Raw genomic sequence first — 15,738 nt, forward strand, 5'->3', positions numbered from 1 at the left:
AAAGTAAAAACATAAGATCAAACAAAAAAGGTGCTGTTTTCAGCACCTTTTTTGTTGAAAACATATATTTGAACAGGATTTTTTGCCAAAAAAGTATTATGCATGCATAATTTTTTTCAAATTTGTATAATCGAAATAAAAAAAAATGTATCTTCCCGATTGATACTTAACATGCACAATAACTAAATTAACTCTAATCCATAGCAAATGAAAAAACTTATGTTTCTTTCCCTAATGCTGTTGGGTTTGGCAACTTATGGTCAGACCACCGTACAGGGAAAGGTAGTTGATGAAAATAACGATCCCATACCGGGAGCCAATGTGGTCTTGGTAGGGAAAGCGGAAGGAACCACTACGGACTTTGATGGAAATTTTACCTTTAATACTGATGAAGCCCCCCCTTTTCAGCTTCAATTTTCCAGTATAGGTTTCTCGGATTTTACAGCCAATGTCACTTCAAACAACCAGACACTTACCATCACACTTTCGGAAGCCAACACCATGTTGGATGAAATTGTGATTTCTGCATCAAGAACACCGGAACGTATTTTTGAGTCTCCCGTATCCGTTGAAAGATTTGGTCTTAGAGAAATTAAAAACACTACGGCAGAATCCTTTTATGGAGGTCTTCAAAACTTGAAGGGAGTGGACATTAATACAAACAGTTTAACGTTCCAATCCGTCAATACCAGAGGTTTTGCAACTTTTGCCAATAACAGATTCTTGCAATTGGTGGATGGCATGGACAATACCGCGCCCGGGCTTAATTTTGTACTGGGTAACCTTGTGGGTATGTCCGAGTTAGATGTGCAGAGTGTAGAAATTCTTCCAGGAGCCTCTTCCGCACTATATGGTGCAGGTGCCTTTAACGGTATCCTATTTATGAGAAGTAAAAGCCCCTTCGATTTTCAAGGGATCAGTGCCTACGCCAAAGGCGGGGTAACCACCCAAGACGCTGCGGGAAGCAATTTTTATAAAGATTTTGGCGTGCGTGCGGCCCACGCATTCAGCGATAAAGTAGCCGTTAAGGCAAACCTATCGGTTCTGACCGGTGAGGATTGGCATGCCAACAGCAGAGCGGATTTGAACAATCCCGGAGCAGACCGTTCCAATCCAGCCTACGACGGATTAAATGTGTACGGTGATGAAGTTTCTACAATATTGGACTTTGACGCTGCTGCTGGTTTACCATCAGGAACTGTTGGATCCGCACTGGTTTCCAGAACAGGGTATGATGAAGCCGATTTGGCCGACTATGGTGCGGAAAGTGTAAAAGCGGATTTTGCATTGCATTACAGGCCGTTTGCCGATGATTTGGAAGTGATTCTTAACAGTAGAATTGGTCGCGGTACCACCATTTATCAAGGAGCTAACCGGTATGCTGTAAGTGGGTTTACCATGCAGCAGCACAAGTTGGAAATCAAAAACGACAACTTCTTTTTAAGGGGATACATTGTTTCCGAAAACTCGGGCGATGCCTACGACACCCGTTTCGCGGCCATCAATGTGAATAGATTATGGAAACGGGATGCCCCAAACCCAGATGACCCTACCGAAAGATCTTGGTTCGGGGATTATGCTGGAAGATATATACCAACCTTTTTAGGACTTGTTCAGCAAGGAACTTCCCGTGAGGATGCATCTGTACAAGCACATGCCGCGGCAAGAGCTTATGCAGATGAAGGAAGATTGATTCCTGGGACACCAGCTTTTGAAAGTGCATTCAATAAGGTTATCAATGATGGGGACTTAACCACAGGGGCAAAGTTCATTGATAAAACCAAATTCCGTCACGTAAACGGTAATTACAATATTGCCCACCTGATAGATGATTGGGCCGATATTCAAATCGGAGGTTCGTTCAGGGAATATGAGTTGAATTCCAATGGAACCATTTTTACAGATATTGATGGTCCCATCAAATACAACGAGTACGGAGCCTACCTTCAAGTACAGAAGAAATTTTTGGATGACCGTTTAAAATTTACAGGTTCTGCCCGTTATGATAAAAATGAATTTTTTGATGGATTTCTTTCACCAAGAGTTTCCTTTGCCTACACCTTGGGAGAAGAAAGAAACCATAACCTTAGGGTTTCAGTACAGCAAGGGTTTAGAAATCCAACAACACAGGACTTGTTTATTGGTTTAAATGCAGGACGTGCTATTTTGGTAGGTTCCGCACCATCAAACTTGGACAGGGATGTGAGAACTATTGGTGTAAGCGAAGAGGGACAAGAAGATGGCCAGCCTGCAACCGTTGAGATTACGGGACGATCTGCCTATGAAAATGCTTTTACGCAGAGATCGATTGGTCAGTTTCAGGCAACTGGAGACCCTTCGGTTTTGCAAAAGGCCAGTCCTAGTCTTGTTCAGCCAGAGGAAATCATTGCTTACGAGGCTGGATATAGAGCCCAATTGGGAAGGTTTACCATTGATTTGAGTGGATACTATAACAGTTATTCCAATTTCATAGGAAATGAAGTTACCATTGTGCCTCTTTATGGTACAGTGGGCGATGGAAGCTTGTCATTGTCGGCACTTCAGAATGGAGATTTTCAAGCATACCAAACCTATACAAATTCTAAGGAAGACATCAATTCCTACGGAGGTACCGTTGGTGTAGATACCAAACTTGGAAACTTTAATCTAGGGGTTAACTACACATTCGCCGAATTGGATATTGATGAAGGAAAGTACCCGGACCTTAGGACAAATTTCAATACACCAAAACACAAGGTAAAAGCATCTTTCGGGAATGCGGCACTCTTCAAAAACTTTGGTTTTAACGTTAACTACCGTTGGAGCGACAGCTATTACTGGGAAGCTTCGTTTGCCGATGGCAATATTCCAGCATACACTGTGTTGGATGCCCAGATCAACTATTCGGTTCCATCCATCAAATCAGTTTTCAAACTGGGGGGATCCAATCTGTTGGGTGATGAATACTACACGGCAATCGGTACAGGATTTATCGGTTCCATATACTATTTGTCTTGGAGCATAAACCCTTAAACAACAGATAACAAGCAAAACTAAGGGCGTTGGGTTTTCCAACGCCTTTTTTCTTTAAAAAAAACTGAAATCGGTTTCTGAATAAAAATGTAAAAGCATATCTTTGCAGCCGAAAAAATAGCGGTCATTTTCCGCGTATTCAATTATAAATAAACATACTAATGTCTAAAGTAACAGGTAAGGTTGCCCAAATTATAGGCCCGGTCATTGATGTTGAGTTTGAATCAGGGGTAGAAATCCCAAGAATTTATGACTCCCTTGAAATAGCAAAAGCTGATGGCTCAAGATTGGTTCTCGAAGTACAATCACACATTGGTGAGAATACCGTAAGAACCATCTCTATGGACTCTACCGATGGTTTGAGCAGAGGTGTAGAGGTAGTAGCTACCGGAAATCCAATTCAAATGCCAATTGGCGAAGATGTTTACGGACGTCTTTTCAATGTGATCGGCGATGCCATCGATGGTTTGGAAGAACTGCCTAAAACTGGAGACAACGGACTTCCAATTCACCGTGAAGCACCAAAATTTGAAGACCTTTCTACTTCTACAGAAGTACTTTTTACAGGTATTAAAGTAATCGACCTTATCGAACCTTATGCAAAGGGTGGTAAAATTGGATTGTTTGGTGGTGCCGGGGTTGGTAAAACCGTTTTGATTCAGGAGTTGATCAACAACATTGCAAAAGGTCACGGAGGTTTGTCCGTGTTCGCAGGTGTTGGAGAGCGTACTCGTGAAGGAAACGATTTGCTTCGTGAGATGTTGGAATCCGGTATTATAAAATATGGTGACGATTTCTTGCACTCCATGGAAGAAGGAGGATGGGATTTGTCCAAAGTAGATAAAAAAGCAATGAAGGAATCCAAGGCTACCTTCGTGTTCGGTCAGATGAACGAACCACCAGGAGCACGTGCCCGTGTGGCATTGTCCGGATTGACCATTGCAGAATATTTCCGTGATGGATCAGGAGAAGGTCAAGGAAAAGACGTTCTTTTCTTTGTGGATAACATTTTCCGTTTTACACAGGCAGGTTCCGAGGTGTCCGCACTATTGGGTCGTATGCCTTCTGCGGTGGGTTACCAACCAACATTGGCAACAGAAATGGGTGCCATGCAGGAAAGGATTACATCAACAAAAAGAGGTTCCATTACATCGGTACAGGCGGTTTACGTTCCTGCGGATGACTTGACGGACCCTGCACCAGCGACAACATTTGCTCACTTGGATGCAACTACCGTACTTTCCCGTAAAATTGCCGAGTTGGGTATTTATCCAGCTGTGGATCCTTTGGATTCCACTTCCAGGATTTTGACCCCTGAAATTTTGGGTAAAGAGCATTACGATTGTGCACAACGTGTAAAAGAGTTATTGCAACGCTACAAAGAGCTTCAGGATATTATCGCCATCTTGGGTATGGAAGAGCTTTCTGAAGAAGATAAGTTGGCCGTAGGTAGGGCAAGACGTGTACAACGCTTCTTGTCACAGCCATTCCACGTAGCAGAACAGTTTACCGGTATTCCTGGGGTGTTGGTTGATATTAAAGAGACCATCAAAGGATTCAACATGATTATGGATGGCAAACTAGATCACCTGCCAGAATCTGCATTCAACCTTAAAGGAACCATCGAGGAAGCTATCGAGGCCGGAGAGAAAATGTTGGCGGAAGCATAATGTCATTCCTGCGGGACCCTGAGCGGAGTCGAAGGGAAAGCAGGAATCTCATTGGAAATTTAGTCAAAGTTTAAAAGATTCCCGTTTCCACGGGAATGACAAAAGAAAATATGTATTTAGAAATAGTATCACCCGAAGCCACCTTATTCTCAGGCGAAGTAACCGCGGTTACCGTTCCTGGTATAAATGGTGAGTTCCAAATGCTGGAGAACCACGCACCTGTTGTTTCTTTGTTGCAAAAGGGAAGCGTAAAAGTAAAGGGCAACATCACTATAGATGAAGCCTTTGCCGATAAGTTTTCCAAAGGAAAAAATGGAGAAACTGTTTTGGCAATCTCAAGCGGTACTGTTGAAATGAAAGACAATAAAGTAATCGTTCTGGCCGATTAAAAAATGAATTCTTGATTAACCTAAAATAGGTTGATAGATTTAATCCTGTGAAGCTAGCTTCACAGGATTTTTTGTTGCTATAAAGTCAGGTAGTTTGGGTTAACTTGTACAAATCGGATAAGATCCAAAAATCCATATCTTAGACATCTCATTTATTTTTAATGGCCAAAACAAAAACAGCATTTTTTTGTCAAAACTGTGGGACCCAATTCCCAAAATGGATTGGGCAATGTTCCTCTTGCAAGGAGTGGAACACCATTGTGGAAGAAGTGGTCCAAAAAGAAGACAAAAAAAGTTGGAAGACCAACAAAACTGCCAAACAAGCCAACAAACCCCTACGTGTTTCCGAAATTACACAAGAAAAAGAACTCCGACTGGATACCTTGGACCAAGAGTTCAATCGTGTTTTGGGAGGTGGATTGGTACCGGGTTCGCTTACTTTACTGGGAGGAGAACCAGGTATTGGAAAAAGTACCTTGTTACTTCAAATTGCATTAAAACTGCCCTACAAAATTCTATATGTTTCAGGGGAAGAAAGTCAACGGCAAATAAAAATGCGAGCCGACCGCATTCAACCCAACAGCGAAAATTGCTACATCCTTACCGAAACCAAAACCCAGAACATTTTTCAGCAGATATCGACCATTGAACCCGATTTGGTTATTATTGACTCCATCCAAACCCTCCACACCGATTATATCGAATCCGCAGCTGGAAGCATTTCACAAATCCGAGAAAGTACTGCCGAACTCATCAAATTTGCGAAGGAAAGTCACACCCCCGTTATTTTGGTAGGGCACATTACCAAGGATGGCACCATTGCAGGCCCCAAGATTCTGGAACACATGGTGGATACCGTTCTTCAGTTTGAAGGTGATCGCAATTACGTGTATCGTATCCTTCGTTCCCTCAAAAACCGATTTGGTTCCACAGCCGAACTCGGTATTTACGAAATGCAGGGAAGCGGTTTGCGTGAAGTGAACAACCCATCCGAAGTATTGATTTCCAAAAATGAGGAAGACCTCAGCGGCACTGCCATTGCGGCAACTGTTGAAGGTATGCGACCTTTGCTTATTGAAATTCAGGCTTTGGTGAGCACCGCTGTTTACGGAACGCCGCAACGATCCGCAACAGGTTTCAATGCCAAAAGGTTGAACATGCTTTTAGCCGTTTTGGAGAAGCGAGCGGGTTTTAAACTAGCAGCTAAGGATGTTTTTTTAAATATTACCGGTGGAATCTCCGTGGACGACCCAGCCATTGATTTGGCCGTAATGGCCGCTATTTTATCCAGTAACTCCGATATTCCCATTGAAAAAGGTACTTGTTTTGCAGCTGAAGTAGGACTAGCTGGTGAAATTAGACCCGTGCAACGGGTGGACCAACGCATTCTTGAAGCGGAAAAATTAGGTTTCTCTACCATATTTGTCTCCAAAAACAACAAAATCGGCCTAAAAAAGACAGGGATACAGGTACAAAAAGTATCCAAGATTGAAGATGTCGTCGCCCATTTATTTGGGTAAACCAGTAATTGTAGGTTTCTTTCTATATTTAGAGAACATTCAAACTGCACATGAAAAGATATTTTCTTTTTCTTCCAATAGCTTTTTTGGTTTCTTGCTCCAATCCAGATTCAAATAAGGCCAACAAAACCTATTTCACCACTTGGGAACATTATTTGGGAGACCCCGAACGAACGCATTTTTCCAATCTTGATCAAATCAATGCCTCCAATGTAAATCAATTAAAACTCGCTTGGAGCTATAAAAGCGGAGGACTGAAAGAAGGAAGAACAACACAGATACAGACTAGCCCCTTAATGGTAGAAGATGTACTTTATGGGGTAAATGCCGCCATTGAGTTGTTCGCAATCAACGCAAAAACAGGAACAGAAATCTGGAAATTTTCGCCAAAAACAAAGGATGAATCAGGTTTAGGGCTCAACCGTGGATTAAATTATTGGAAGTCCGATGGGACGGCCCCGAGCCGTATTTTTTTCTCTTCAGGACCAAAACTGTACGCCATCAATATTGAAACAGGCAAGCCCATTGCCGATTTTGGCAACAACGGCAGCATTGACCTCCGGGATGGCTTGGGCAGAGACCCCAATAGGTTGTCCGTAGTGTCCAATACCCCTGGAACCGTTTTTCAAAACATACTTATTCAAGGTACTCGTGTGGGTGAAGGACCCGGCTCTTCACCAGGGCACATACGGGCATACGATGTACTCACAGGTGAAATTTTATGGACTTTCCACACCATTCCCCAACCAGGAGAATTCGGTTACAACACCTGGCCTGCCGAAGCCTATAAAAAAGTTGGCGGTGCCAACAGCTGGCCAGGCATGGCCTTGGACAAGGAGCAGGGCATTGTTTATATTCCTACGGGTTCGGCCGCTTTTGACTGGTATGGTGGCGACCGCGAAGGATCCAACCTGTTTGCCAATTCCCTGTTGGCACTAAATGCCACTACTGGGGAACGCATTTGGCATTTTCAAATGGTACACCACGATATTTGGGACAGAGACTTGCCCGCACCGCCCAACTTGGTGGATATTGTTAGGGACGGACAAACCATTCCTGCGGTAGCACAAGTAACCAAAAGTGGGCACATATTTGTGTTCAACCGAATAACTGGGGAGCCTCTCTTCCCTATCGAGGAAAAGGCCTATCCAAGTTCCACACTCCTTGGTGAAAAAACATTTGAGACCCAGCCTCTACCCTTAAAACCAGCTCCTTTTGCCCGTCAAATTTTGACAGAAGACGATTTATATGCACCGGACAGAACTGCTTTTGTTGATGATTTGGTTCAAGGGAATGAAACCAAGGACAATCCAACCGTGTTGGAAAAATTCAACTCCATTACATCGCAAGGGCAATTTATACCTATGGATACTACGGGAGTAATCTTATTCCCAGGTGCGGACGGTGGCGCCGAATGGGGCGGAGCAGCACTTGATCCTCGCAGTGGTGTTATGTACGTTAACGCCAATGAAATGGCTTGGATCATTAAAATGAAAGAAGTTGGTAGTGATGGAGAAGGTTCCAGCGTGGGGCAAAGTTTGGCACAAATTCACTGTGCCAGATGCCATGGTGGCAATTTACAGGGTTTAAACGGAATTCCTGAACTCCAAAATGTGAAGTTGCGGTTGAAATCCGATTCCATAAAAACCATTATCCAAAAAGGTCGCGGTGCCATGCCGGGCATGCCCAATCTTTCCGAGGAGGAAACCAATGCAATTACCGAGTTTGTTATGGGTATGGAAGAAGCCAAAGACCATAGGGTAGAAAAGTTAACAGTGGATGTTCCCTATTCCGTGGCCAGTTTTGCCAGATTTAAGGACGATAGGGGTTATCCTGTGGTAAAACCTCCATGGGGCACCTTGAATGCCATCGACCTTAATTCAGGGGAATATCTGTGGTCGGTACCTTTGGGGCATGAAGAAAGTTTGGACGACCCCAATGTTCCCGTTTCTGGACTTGAAAACTATGGCGGTCCTGTCATCACCAAAGGTGGGGTGCTCTTTATTGCGGCTACAAAAGATGAAAAAATCCGTGCATTCAGCATGAAGTCGGGCAAACAACTCTGGGAAGATCAACTTCCTGCTGGGGGGTATGCCACACCCATCACCTATCAAGTTGATGGCAAACAATACGTCGTGATTTCCTGTGGAGGAGGCAAAATGGGTACCCCTTCGGGTGATGAATACCGTGCTTATGCTTTAGAATAATTTATGGTGCGGGATTTGGAATTTCTCTATGGATTTCTTCAATCCCGTCCAACACCGCATCGGAAAGGTCTACATCAATACTGGCAATATTTTCCTTGAGTTGTTCCATACTGGTTGCACCAATAATGTTACTGGTAAGGAATGGTCTGGTATTAACAAAGGCCAAGGCCATTTGCGCCATGCTCAAACCGTGTTCACTGGCCAATTGAGCATACTTCTCAGTAGCCTGTACAGCTGTATCGCCACTATATCTGTTGTAATTCGGAAACAAAGTCACCCTTGCTTTTCTTGGGGGAATTTCGGTCAGGTATTTTCCGCTCAACACCCCAAATGCCATCGGAGAATACGCCAAAAGTCCAATCTGCTCGCGCATGGAAACCTCGGAAAGGCCAACTTCAAACAATCGGTTCAAAAGATTGTACGGATTTTGTATGGTCATCATCCTTGGCAAGGATTGGTGTACTTTGCTTTCTTCTAAATAGCGCATGGTTCCCCAAGGGGTTTCATTGGACAATCCTACTTGTCGGATTTTGCCTTCGGCAATCAAATCGCGCAATGTTTCCAATACTTGATGGATATTATCATCCCATACATCAACCGCATGGGCATTGTAGCCACGTTGTCCAAAATAATTGGTGTTCCGCTCTGGCCAATGGAGTTGGTACAAGTCAATATAATCGGTTTGTAAACGTTTTAAGCTGCCTTCAACCGCACTGATAATGGATTCCTTGCTGAACCCCGTGTTGCAAATGTGCTTCGCAGCGTGTCCAGGCCCCGCTATTTTAGATGCAAGTACCACTTTGTCCCGGTTGCCTGTTTTTTTGAACCAGTTCCCTATAAATTCTTCGGTTACTGCGTACAGTTCTTTCTTTGCCGGAACCGGGTACAGCTCGGCCGTATCAAAAAAATTTACACCTTGGCCCAAGGCGTAGTTCATCTGTTCATACGCCTCATCTTCATTGTTTTGGCGGCCCCAGGTCATGGTTCCCAAACAAATTTTGGATATTCGGATATCGGTATGTGGAATTCTGGTGTATTTCATCTTTTTAGTTTAGGACAGTTAAAGGTACTCAAACAAAAACTTCGGTCTTTACGCCAATGTTATTTTTCAACTTCCAATAAAATGGGGCAATGGTCGCTGTGCTTGGCTTCGGACAAAATCACTGAACGCTTGAGCCTATTTTCCAAGGGTTCGGCAACCATTCCATAATCCAAACGCCAGCCTTTATTGTTTGCCCTGGCATTGGCCCGGTAACTCCACCAGGTATAATTATCTGGTTCTTTGTTGAAGTGTCTGAAACTATCAATAAAACCACTTTCCATAAAATTGCCTATCCATTCCCGCTCCACGGGCAAAAATCCCGATACATTTTTGTTGCGAACGGGATCGTGGATGTCTATTGCCTCATGACAGATATTGTAATCCCCACAAACAATTAGGTTGGGGCGTTCTTTTCGAAGCTCTTCCGAATATTTTTGAAAATCGGCCATGTAGGTCAATTTAAAATCCAAACGATCCATATTGGTGCCGGATGGCAAATACATGCTCATCACGGAAAGATCTCCAAAATCGGCACGGATGTTTCTCCCTTCATGATCCATATAATCTATTCCCGTTCCGAATTCTACGTTATCCGGTTCGTTTTTACATAGTAAGGCCACACCGCTGTATCCCTTTTTTTGGGCACTGAACCAGTAGTGGTAAGGGTAACCTGCTTCCTCAAAAAGATGTGTATCCACTTGCTCTTTCATGGCCTTGGTCTCTTGTAAACAAACCACATCTGGACCAACGGATGTCAACCACTCCACAAACCCTTTGTTCATTGCTGCCCGGATTCCGTTAACATTGTATGATGCAATCTTCATTATAATCAAATTTGTTCAAAAATAGCTATTGTGAACGGCTCCCTAAAATTGAATTTACCAATGGATGTATCGATGGAAAGAATCAACACCTGCTTTCTTGATGTTTTCCCGTATTTTTAGATCAAAATTCATCCTCATGACCACACTTGTTCTAATCGACACCCAACTTGGGCTCCAAGAAACAACATTTTATGGTACGGAGCGGAACAATCCCGAAGCTGAAGAAAATTGTGGCAGACTACTCAAACACTTCAGAAAAAAACATTTGCCCATTTTTCATATAAAGCACAATTCGACCAACCTTAGTTCTCCTTTACACCCCAATAAAATGGGAAACGAATTCCACCCCGCGGTGCAACCAATGATCAACGAGCCTGTGTTTGAAAAAACCGTGAACAATGCTTTTATTGGTACTGAATTGGAAATAAGTCTAAAAGCTCAAGATATTACTGACTTGGTGATTGCAGGACTCACCATTGAGCATTGTATTTCCACTTCGGTTAGGATGGCCTCAAACCTTGGTTTTAATGTTATTTTGGTTTCTGATGCCACTGCTGCCTTTGATAAAATTGGGTTTGATGGAAAAAAATATAGTGCAGAGATCATTTTTCATTCGGAATTGGCCAACTTAAAAGATGAATTTGCAACAATCAAGAACACTGAAACATTACTAAACGAACTAGATAAATCATTAAATGAAATTTAAAGCACTCCCCCAGCTTTTTGTGCTCCTTTCCACACTTCAAGTATTGGCACAAGACACCCAAAAAGACTCCATAACACAATTGGATGAAGTCGTCCTTACCCAAGATGCCATTCCAAAAAAAGCTACGGGAATTACATCTTCGTCCAAGATTGCAGGTCAGGCTTTTGAGCGTTTCAATCCCACGGACATCCCTTCGGCCATCAATCAGATTTCGGGTGTTTATATTCTATCGGGAGCCATCAACACCAACCGAATTACTATCCGCGGCATCGGTGCAAGAACACCCTACGGAACCAACAAGCTACGCATGTACTTTAACGGTATTCCCGTTACCAATGGCACTGGCTCCTCCACCATCGAGGCCTACGATTATGAGAATTTAGGTGCCGTAGAGGTTATAAAAGGCCCAAAAGCCACTGCCTATGGTTCCAATTTGGGCGGTGCCATTTTACTGGACACCAAAGCATCCGTTAAAGACAAGACCCAACTCATTAATTCGTTCGCGATGGGATCTTACAATATGTTGAAAGACAACTTGACATTTTCCCATTCGGAAGACGGTTTTAACCTCAGTTTGAGTTACAATCACTTGGAAACGGATGGTTATAGACAGAACAGTCAGTTCCAGCGTGATGGTTTACTGCTGAACACCCAGTTCCAAACCGGGCAAAAAAGCAGTATGGCTATTTTGGTAAACTATATTGATTATACAGCGCATATTCCGAGTTCCATTAATCAAACAGATTTTGAGGAAGACCCTACGAGGGCACCATCAAACTGGTTGGAATCGCAGGGCTTTGAGGCCAACAGCTATATTTTAACGGGCCTGTCGCATACTTATCAGTTTTCCGAACATCTCCAAAATACCACAAGTGTTTTCTATACTTACTTGGACCATTACGAACCTAGACCTTTCGATATTTTGGATGAGTTTACCAACGGATTCGGTATTCGGAGCCGTTTTGGCGGCAATTGGGGCAATGCACAATTCACCTTTGGTGGTGAATTTTATAAGGATGAATACCATTGGGGCACTTTTGAAAACCTTTATGAAGAAAACAATGGCAATGGCAGCTTGCAAGGGAGTCAACTAAGCGACAATACAGAGTTTAGGCGGCAGTTCAACCTTTTTGGGACGCTTACCTATCCTTTAACGACAAAATTTTCCGCTCAATTGGGCCTCAACTTGAACAAGACCCATTACGATTTTAGGGACTTGTTCGACCAGGGAGAGGCCAACGCTTCAGCAGAACGTGATTTTGATGTGATTTTGCTCCCAAATCTTGGGCTCAACTACCAATTAAAAAACGCAAAAATCTATGCGAACATAAGTAGGGGCTTTTCCAATCCCAGTTTGGAAGAAACACTCACTCCAGAAGGAGTCATCAATCCTGACATTGCCCAAGAAACAGGAACAAACTATGAACTTGGAAGTGAGTTATCGCTATTTGATAAAAGGCTTTTGGCTAACATCAGCCTGTACCGAATGAACGTGAAAAACCTGTTGGTGGCCCAACGTGTGGGAGAGGACCAATATATTGGCAGAAATGCCGGAAAAACCCGTCACCAAGGGTTGGAACTGGACTTGCAATACCGAGGAAAACTATTGCGGTCGGTTACCTTTTCCCCATATTTAAGCTATACTCTGAACGATCATAGTTTTGTGGATTTTGTGGATGGGGACAACGATTATTCGGGCAATCCGCTCACTGGCGTGCCAAAACATCGGTTAAGTTCGGGTATCGATTTAAGGCATTCAAACGGGTTGCTGCTTAACTTGACCCATCAGTATGTGGACGAAATTCCCTTAACGGATGCCAATTCCATAAGCAGCGATTCCTTTAACGTGTTCCATGCCAAGTTGGGCTTCCGCACCTCACTTTCGTCGCATATCAGTTTAGGTATTAATGCGGGGATCAACAATATTTTTGACAGCAATTATGCCCAATCCGTATTGATCAATGCGGTTGGTTTTGGAGGCGCACAGCCCAGATATTTTTATCCGGGCAATGCACGCAATTATTTTGGAGGTATGCAATTAAATTATGTCTTTTAAATTTGATCAATGACACCAAAAATAGAAACCCTACCTCCTACTAAATTAATTGGTAAAAAACTGAGTACATCTTTCGCCGATGATAAAACTTTTGATCTTTGGCGTAGCTTTTCACCAAGGAAAAGAGAAGTCAAAAACTCCATTAATAATGACCTTTATTCGGTAGAAATTTATCCCGACACGTACTTTTTTAAAAAATTTGACCCTAACCGGGCATTTGAAAAATGGGCCGCCATTGCCGTATCCGATTTTGAACAAATTCCCGACGAAATGGAAAGCCTAACATTGCCCAAAGGCCTATATGCAGTTTTTCAATACAAAGGAAAACCAAGCCAGGCCATAGAAACCTTCAAGCGTATATATGCCGAATGGCTGCCCAATTCGGAATATGAAATGGACAGCAGGCCGTACTTTGCACTAATGGGCGATAAATACAAAGGAGAGCACCCCGAATCCGAAGAGGAGTTTTGGGTGCCCATTAAGAATAAACAAAAAAGAAGTGAGCTCTATTGATCCGTTGAACCGAAAGAGTATAATAATCCTCACGAACCTACAAATGTCATAGTTTTACTCGCTTGATTATAGTACCTTGTGTATCGAACTTTGGGGAGGTTTATAATTCCTTTACATATAAAATAAAGACTATGAACGATTTACAAATCGCCAAAGGTGTTCAATTGAAACACATATCCTCCATTGCAGAAAAATTTGGAATCGACCCAGAGCACATTGAAATGTTCGGGAAATACAAGGCCAAACTTCCTCTTAAGGCCATTAACCGAGATAAAGCTAAAAACAGTAATTTAATTTTGGTGTCAGCCATTTCCCCGACCCCAGCTGGCGAGGGAAAAACTACCATGTCCATAGGCCTTTCGGAAGGACTGAACCGTTTGGGAAAAAAAACAACCGTGGTATTGCGAGAGCCATCGCTAGGTCCCGTTTTTGGAATTAAAGGAGGTGCCACTGGTGGTGGTTATTCCCAAGTGTTGCCCATGGAGGACATCAACCTACACTTTACGGGCGATTTTGCCGCCATTGAAAAGGCGCACAACCTCTTATCGGCCATTATTGACAACAATATTCAGAATAAAACCAATTCTTTGCGATTGGATCCGAGAACCATTGGTTGGAAACGGGTAATGGACATGAACGACCGTTCTCTTCGTCACATTATTGTAGGATTGGGCGGCACTACATCTGGCGTACCCAGAGAAACAGGTTTTGATATCACGGCTGCTTCGGAGATTATGGCCATTCTGTGTTTGGCCGAGAGCTTAAGCGACCTAAAAAAGCGATTGGGCAACATTTTTGTGGGGTATACTTTTGACAAAAAACCTATCTATGCCAAAAATTTGAAGGCCGAAGGCGCTATGGCCGCCTTGTTGAAGGATGCCATAAAACCCAATCTGGTACAGACCATTGAGGGAAACCCAGCCATTATTCACGGAGGGCCTTTTGCCAATATAGCCCAGGGAACCAATTCGGTAATCGCGACTTTAATGGGGATGTCCCATTCTGATTACACCGTTACGGAAGCTGGATTTGGATTTGACTTAGGGGCCGAAAAATTCTTCGACATTAAATGCCAAAGTGCTGGTTTAAAGCCTAAGGCCGTTGTGCTCACCACAACTATTCGGGCATTAAAATACCATGGAGGCGCAGATTTAAAATCGTTGACAGAACCCAATGTGGAAGCCTTAAAAAAAGGGCTTCCCAATTTGGAGAAGCATTTGGAAAACATCGCTAAATTTAACGTTGTTCCCGTAATTGCCATCAATAAATTTGTTTCAGACACGGATGAAGAAATTGCGGTAATCAAGGCATTTGCGGTATCTAAAGGTGTTCGAGTAGCCATTGCCAATGTTTGGGAGAAGGGTGGTGATGGCGCAGAAGAATTGGCTAAATCCGTAATTGAGATTGTGGAATCCAAAACCTCCGATTTCCAACCACTTTATGATTGGAAATCCAATGTAAAAGATAAAATAGCGACCATTGCCACTGAAATTTACGGTGCGGAATACGTGGATTACACCGTCAAGGCCAAAGCTGATTTAAGAAAAATCGCAGACCTTGGTTTAGATCAACTGCCCGTTTGCATTGCCAAGACCCAAAAGTCATTATCGGACAATCCTAAATTATTGGGCAGGCCCAAAGATTTTATCATTACCGTGCGAGAGATCGAAATTGCTGTTGGGGCAGGCTTCCTTATTCCGATAACAGGCAACATTATGCGTATGCCCGGGTTGCCAACACATCCATCATCCGAAGGTATCGACATTAACGATGACGGAGAAATTACAGGCTTGTTCTAA

11 protein-coding genes are annotated in these 15,738 nt (G+C 43.2%); 9 read left to right on the plus strand and 2 right to left on the minus strand.

The genetic code is table 11. From position 1 onward, the window contains the following. Positions 1-207 precede the first annotated feature (207 nt). From GO009_RS04330 to GO009_RS04350, 5 genes are all read left to right on the plus strand, one after another. Positions 208-3,012 carry a TonB-dependent receptor gene (locus GO009_RS04330; RefSeq protein ID WP_163624986.1) on the plus strand — a complete coding sequence of 935 codons (2,805 nt, stop codon included), beginning with the start codon at positions 208-210 and terminating at the stop codon, positions 3,010-3,012. 161 nt (positions 3,013-3,173) lie between these two features. Beyond that, entirely contained in the window at positions 3,174-4,682 is a 1,509-nt protein-coding gene (gene atpD, locus GO009_RS04335) for a F0F1 ATP synthase subunit beta (protein WP_163624987.1), read from the plus strand. A gap of 110 nt (positions 4,683-4,792) precedes the next feature. Continuing rightward, positions 4,793-5,071, plus strand: a complete 279-nt coding sequence (locus GO009_RS04340) for a F0F1 ATP synthase subunit epsilon (protein WP_163624988.1) — start codon at positions 4,793-4,795, stop codon at positions 5,069-5,071. Between the two features lie 161 nt (positions 5,072-5,232). After that, a complete protein-coding gene (radA, locus tag GO009_RS04345; protein ID WP_163624989.1) occupies positions 5,233-6,591 on the plus strand; it encodes a DNA repair protein RadA in 1,359 nt (452 codons plus the stop codon). Between the two features lie 50 nt (positions 6,592-6,641). Next, entirely contained in the window at positions 6,642-8,798 is a 2,157-nt protein-coding gene (locus GO009_RS04350) for a PQQ-binding-like beta-propeller repeat protein (protein ID WP_163624990.1), read from the plus strand. A 1-nt stretch (position 8,799) separates the two neighbouring features. Here GO009_RS04350 and GO009_RS04355 read toward each other — a convergent pair whose 3' ends face one another. Next, on the minus strand, positions 8,800-9,840 hold the full coding sequence (locus tag GO009_RS04355) for an aldo/keto reductase (RefSeq protein WP_163624991.1): 1,041 nt from the start codon (positions 9,838-9,840) through the stop codon (positions 8,800-8,802). Positions 9,841-9,899: 59 nt separating this feature from the next. Then, positions 9,900-10,664 carry an exodeoxyribonuclease III gene (locus GO009_RS04360; protein WP_163624992.1) on the minus strand — a complete coding sequence of 255 codons (765 nt, stop codon included), beginning with the start codon at positions 10,662-10,664 and terminating at the stop codon, positions 9,900-9,902. A gap of 136 nt (positions 10,665-10,800) precedes the next feature. On the opposite strand from GO009_RS04360, the gene GO009_RS04365 reads away from it, so the two are divergent. The 4 genes from GO009_RS04365 (at position 10,801) to GO009_RS04380 (ending at position 15,738) form a co-directional block, all read left to right on the plus strand. After that, positions 10,801-11,370, plus strand: coding sequence for a cysteine hydrolase family protein (locus GO009_RS04365; protein ID WP_163624993.1), 570 nt, complete (start codon positions 10,801-10,803; stop codon positions 11,368-11,370). Next, positions 11,360-13,426: a TonB-dependent receptor gene (locus GO009_RS04370; protein WP_163624994.1), complete on the plus strand. Its 2,067-nt coding sequence runs from the start codon at positions 11,360-11,362 to the stop codon at positions 13,424-13,426. Before GO009_RS04365 ends, GO009_RS04370 begins: the two co-directional genes overlap by 11 nt. Positions 13,427-13,435: 9 nt before the next feature. Beyond that, complete coding sequence (locus GO009_RS04375; protein ID WP_163624995.1) at positions 13,436-13,939, plus strand: GyrI-like domain-containing protein; 504 nt, start codon at positions 13,436-13,438, stop codon at positions 13,937-13,939. A gap of 131 nt (positions 13,940-14,070) precedes the next feature. After that, on the plus strand, positions 14,071-15,738 hold the full coding sequence (locus GO009_RS04380; protein WP_163624996.1) for a formate--tetrahydrofolate ligase: 1,668 nt from the start codon (positions 14,071-14,073) through the stop codon (positions 15,736-15,738).

This window comes from Allomuricauda sp. TY007, assembly GCF_010468565.1.
Classification (GTDB): domain Bacteria; phylum Bacteroidota; class Bacteroidia; order Flavobacteriales; family Flavobacteriaceae; genus Flagellimonas.

Coding starts and splice junctions, on each gene's coding strand:
- GO009_RS04340 (WP_163624988.1), top strand. CDS start 4,793: ATGTATTTAGAAATAGTATCACCCGAAGCCACCTTATTCTCAGGCGAA.
- GO009_RS04350 (WP_163624990.1), top strand. CDS start 6,642: ATGAAAAGATATTTTCTTTTTCTTCCAATAGCTTTTTTGGTTTCTTGC.
- GO009_RS04370 (WP_163624994.1), top strand. CDS start 11,360: ATGAAATTTAAAGCACTCCCCCAGCTTTTTGTGCTCCTTTCCACACTT.
- GO009_RS04330 (WP_163624986.1), top strand. CDS start 208: ATGAAAAAACTTATGTTTCTTTCCCTAATGCTGTTGGGTTTGGCAACT.
- GO009_RS04380 (WP_163624996.1), top strand. CDS start 14,071: ATGAACGATTTACAAATCGCCAAAGGTGTTCAATTGAAACACATATCC.
- atpD (WP_163624987.1), top strand. CDS start 3,174: ATGTCTAAAGTAACAGGTAAGGTTGCCCAAATTATAGGCCCGGTCATT.
- GO009_RS04360 (WP_163624992.1), bottom strand. CDS start 10,664: ATGAAGATTGCATCATACAATGTTAACGGAATCCGGGCAGCAATGAAC.
- GO009_RS04355 (WP_163624991.1), bottom strand. CDS start 9,840: ATGAAATACACCAGAATTCCACATACCGATATCCGAATATCCAAAATT.
- GO009_RS04375 (WP_163624995.1), top strand. CDS start 13,436: ATGACACCAAAAATAGAAACCCTACCTCCTACTAAATTAATTGGTAAA.
- GO009_RS04365 (WP_163624993.1), top strand. CDS start 10,801: ATGACCACACTTGTTCTAATCGACACCCAACTTGGGCTCCAAGAAACA.
- radA (WP_163624989.1), top strand. CDS start 5,233: ATGGCCAAAACAAAAACAGCATTTTTTTGTCAAAACTGTGGGACCCAA.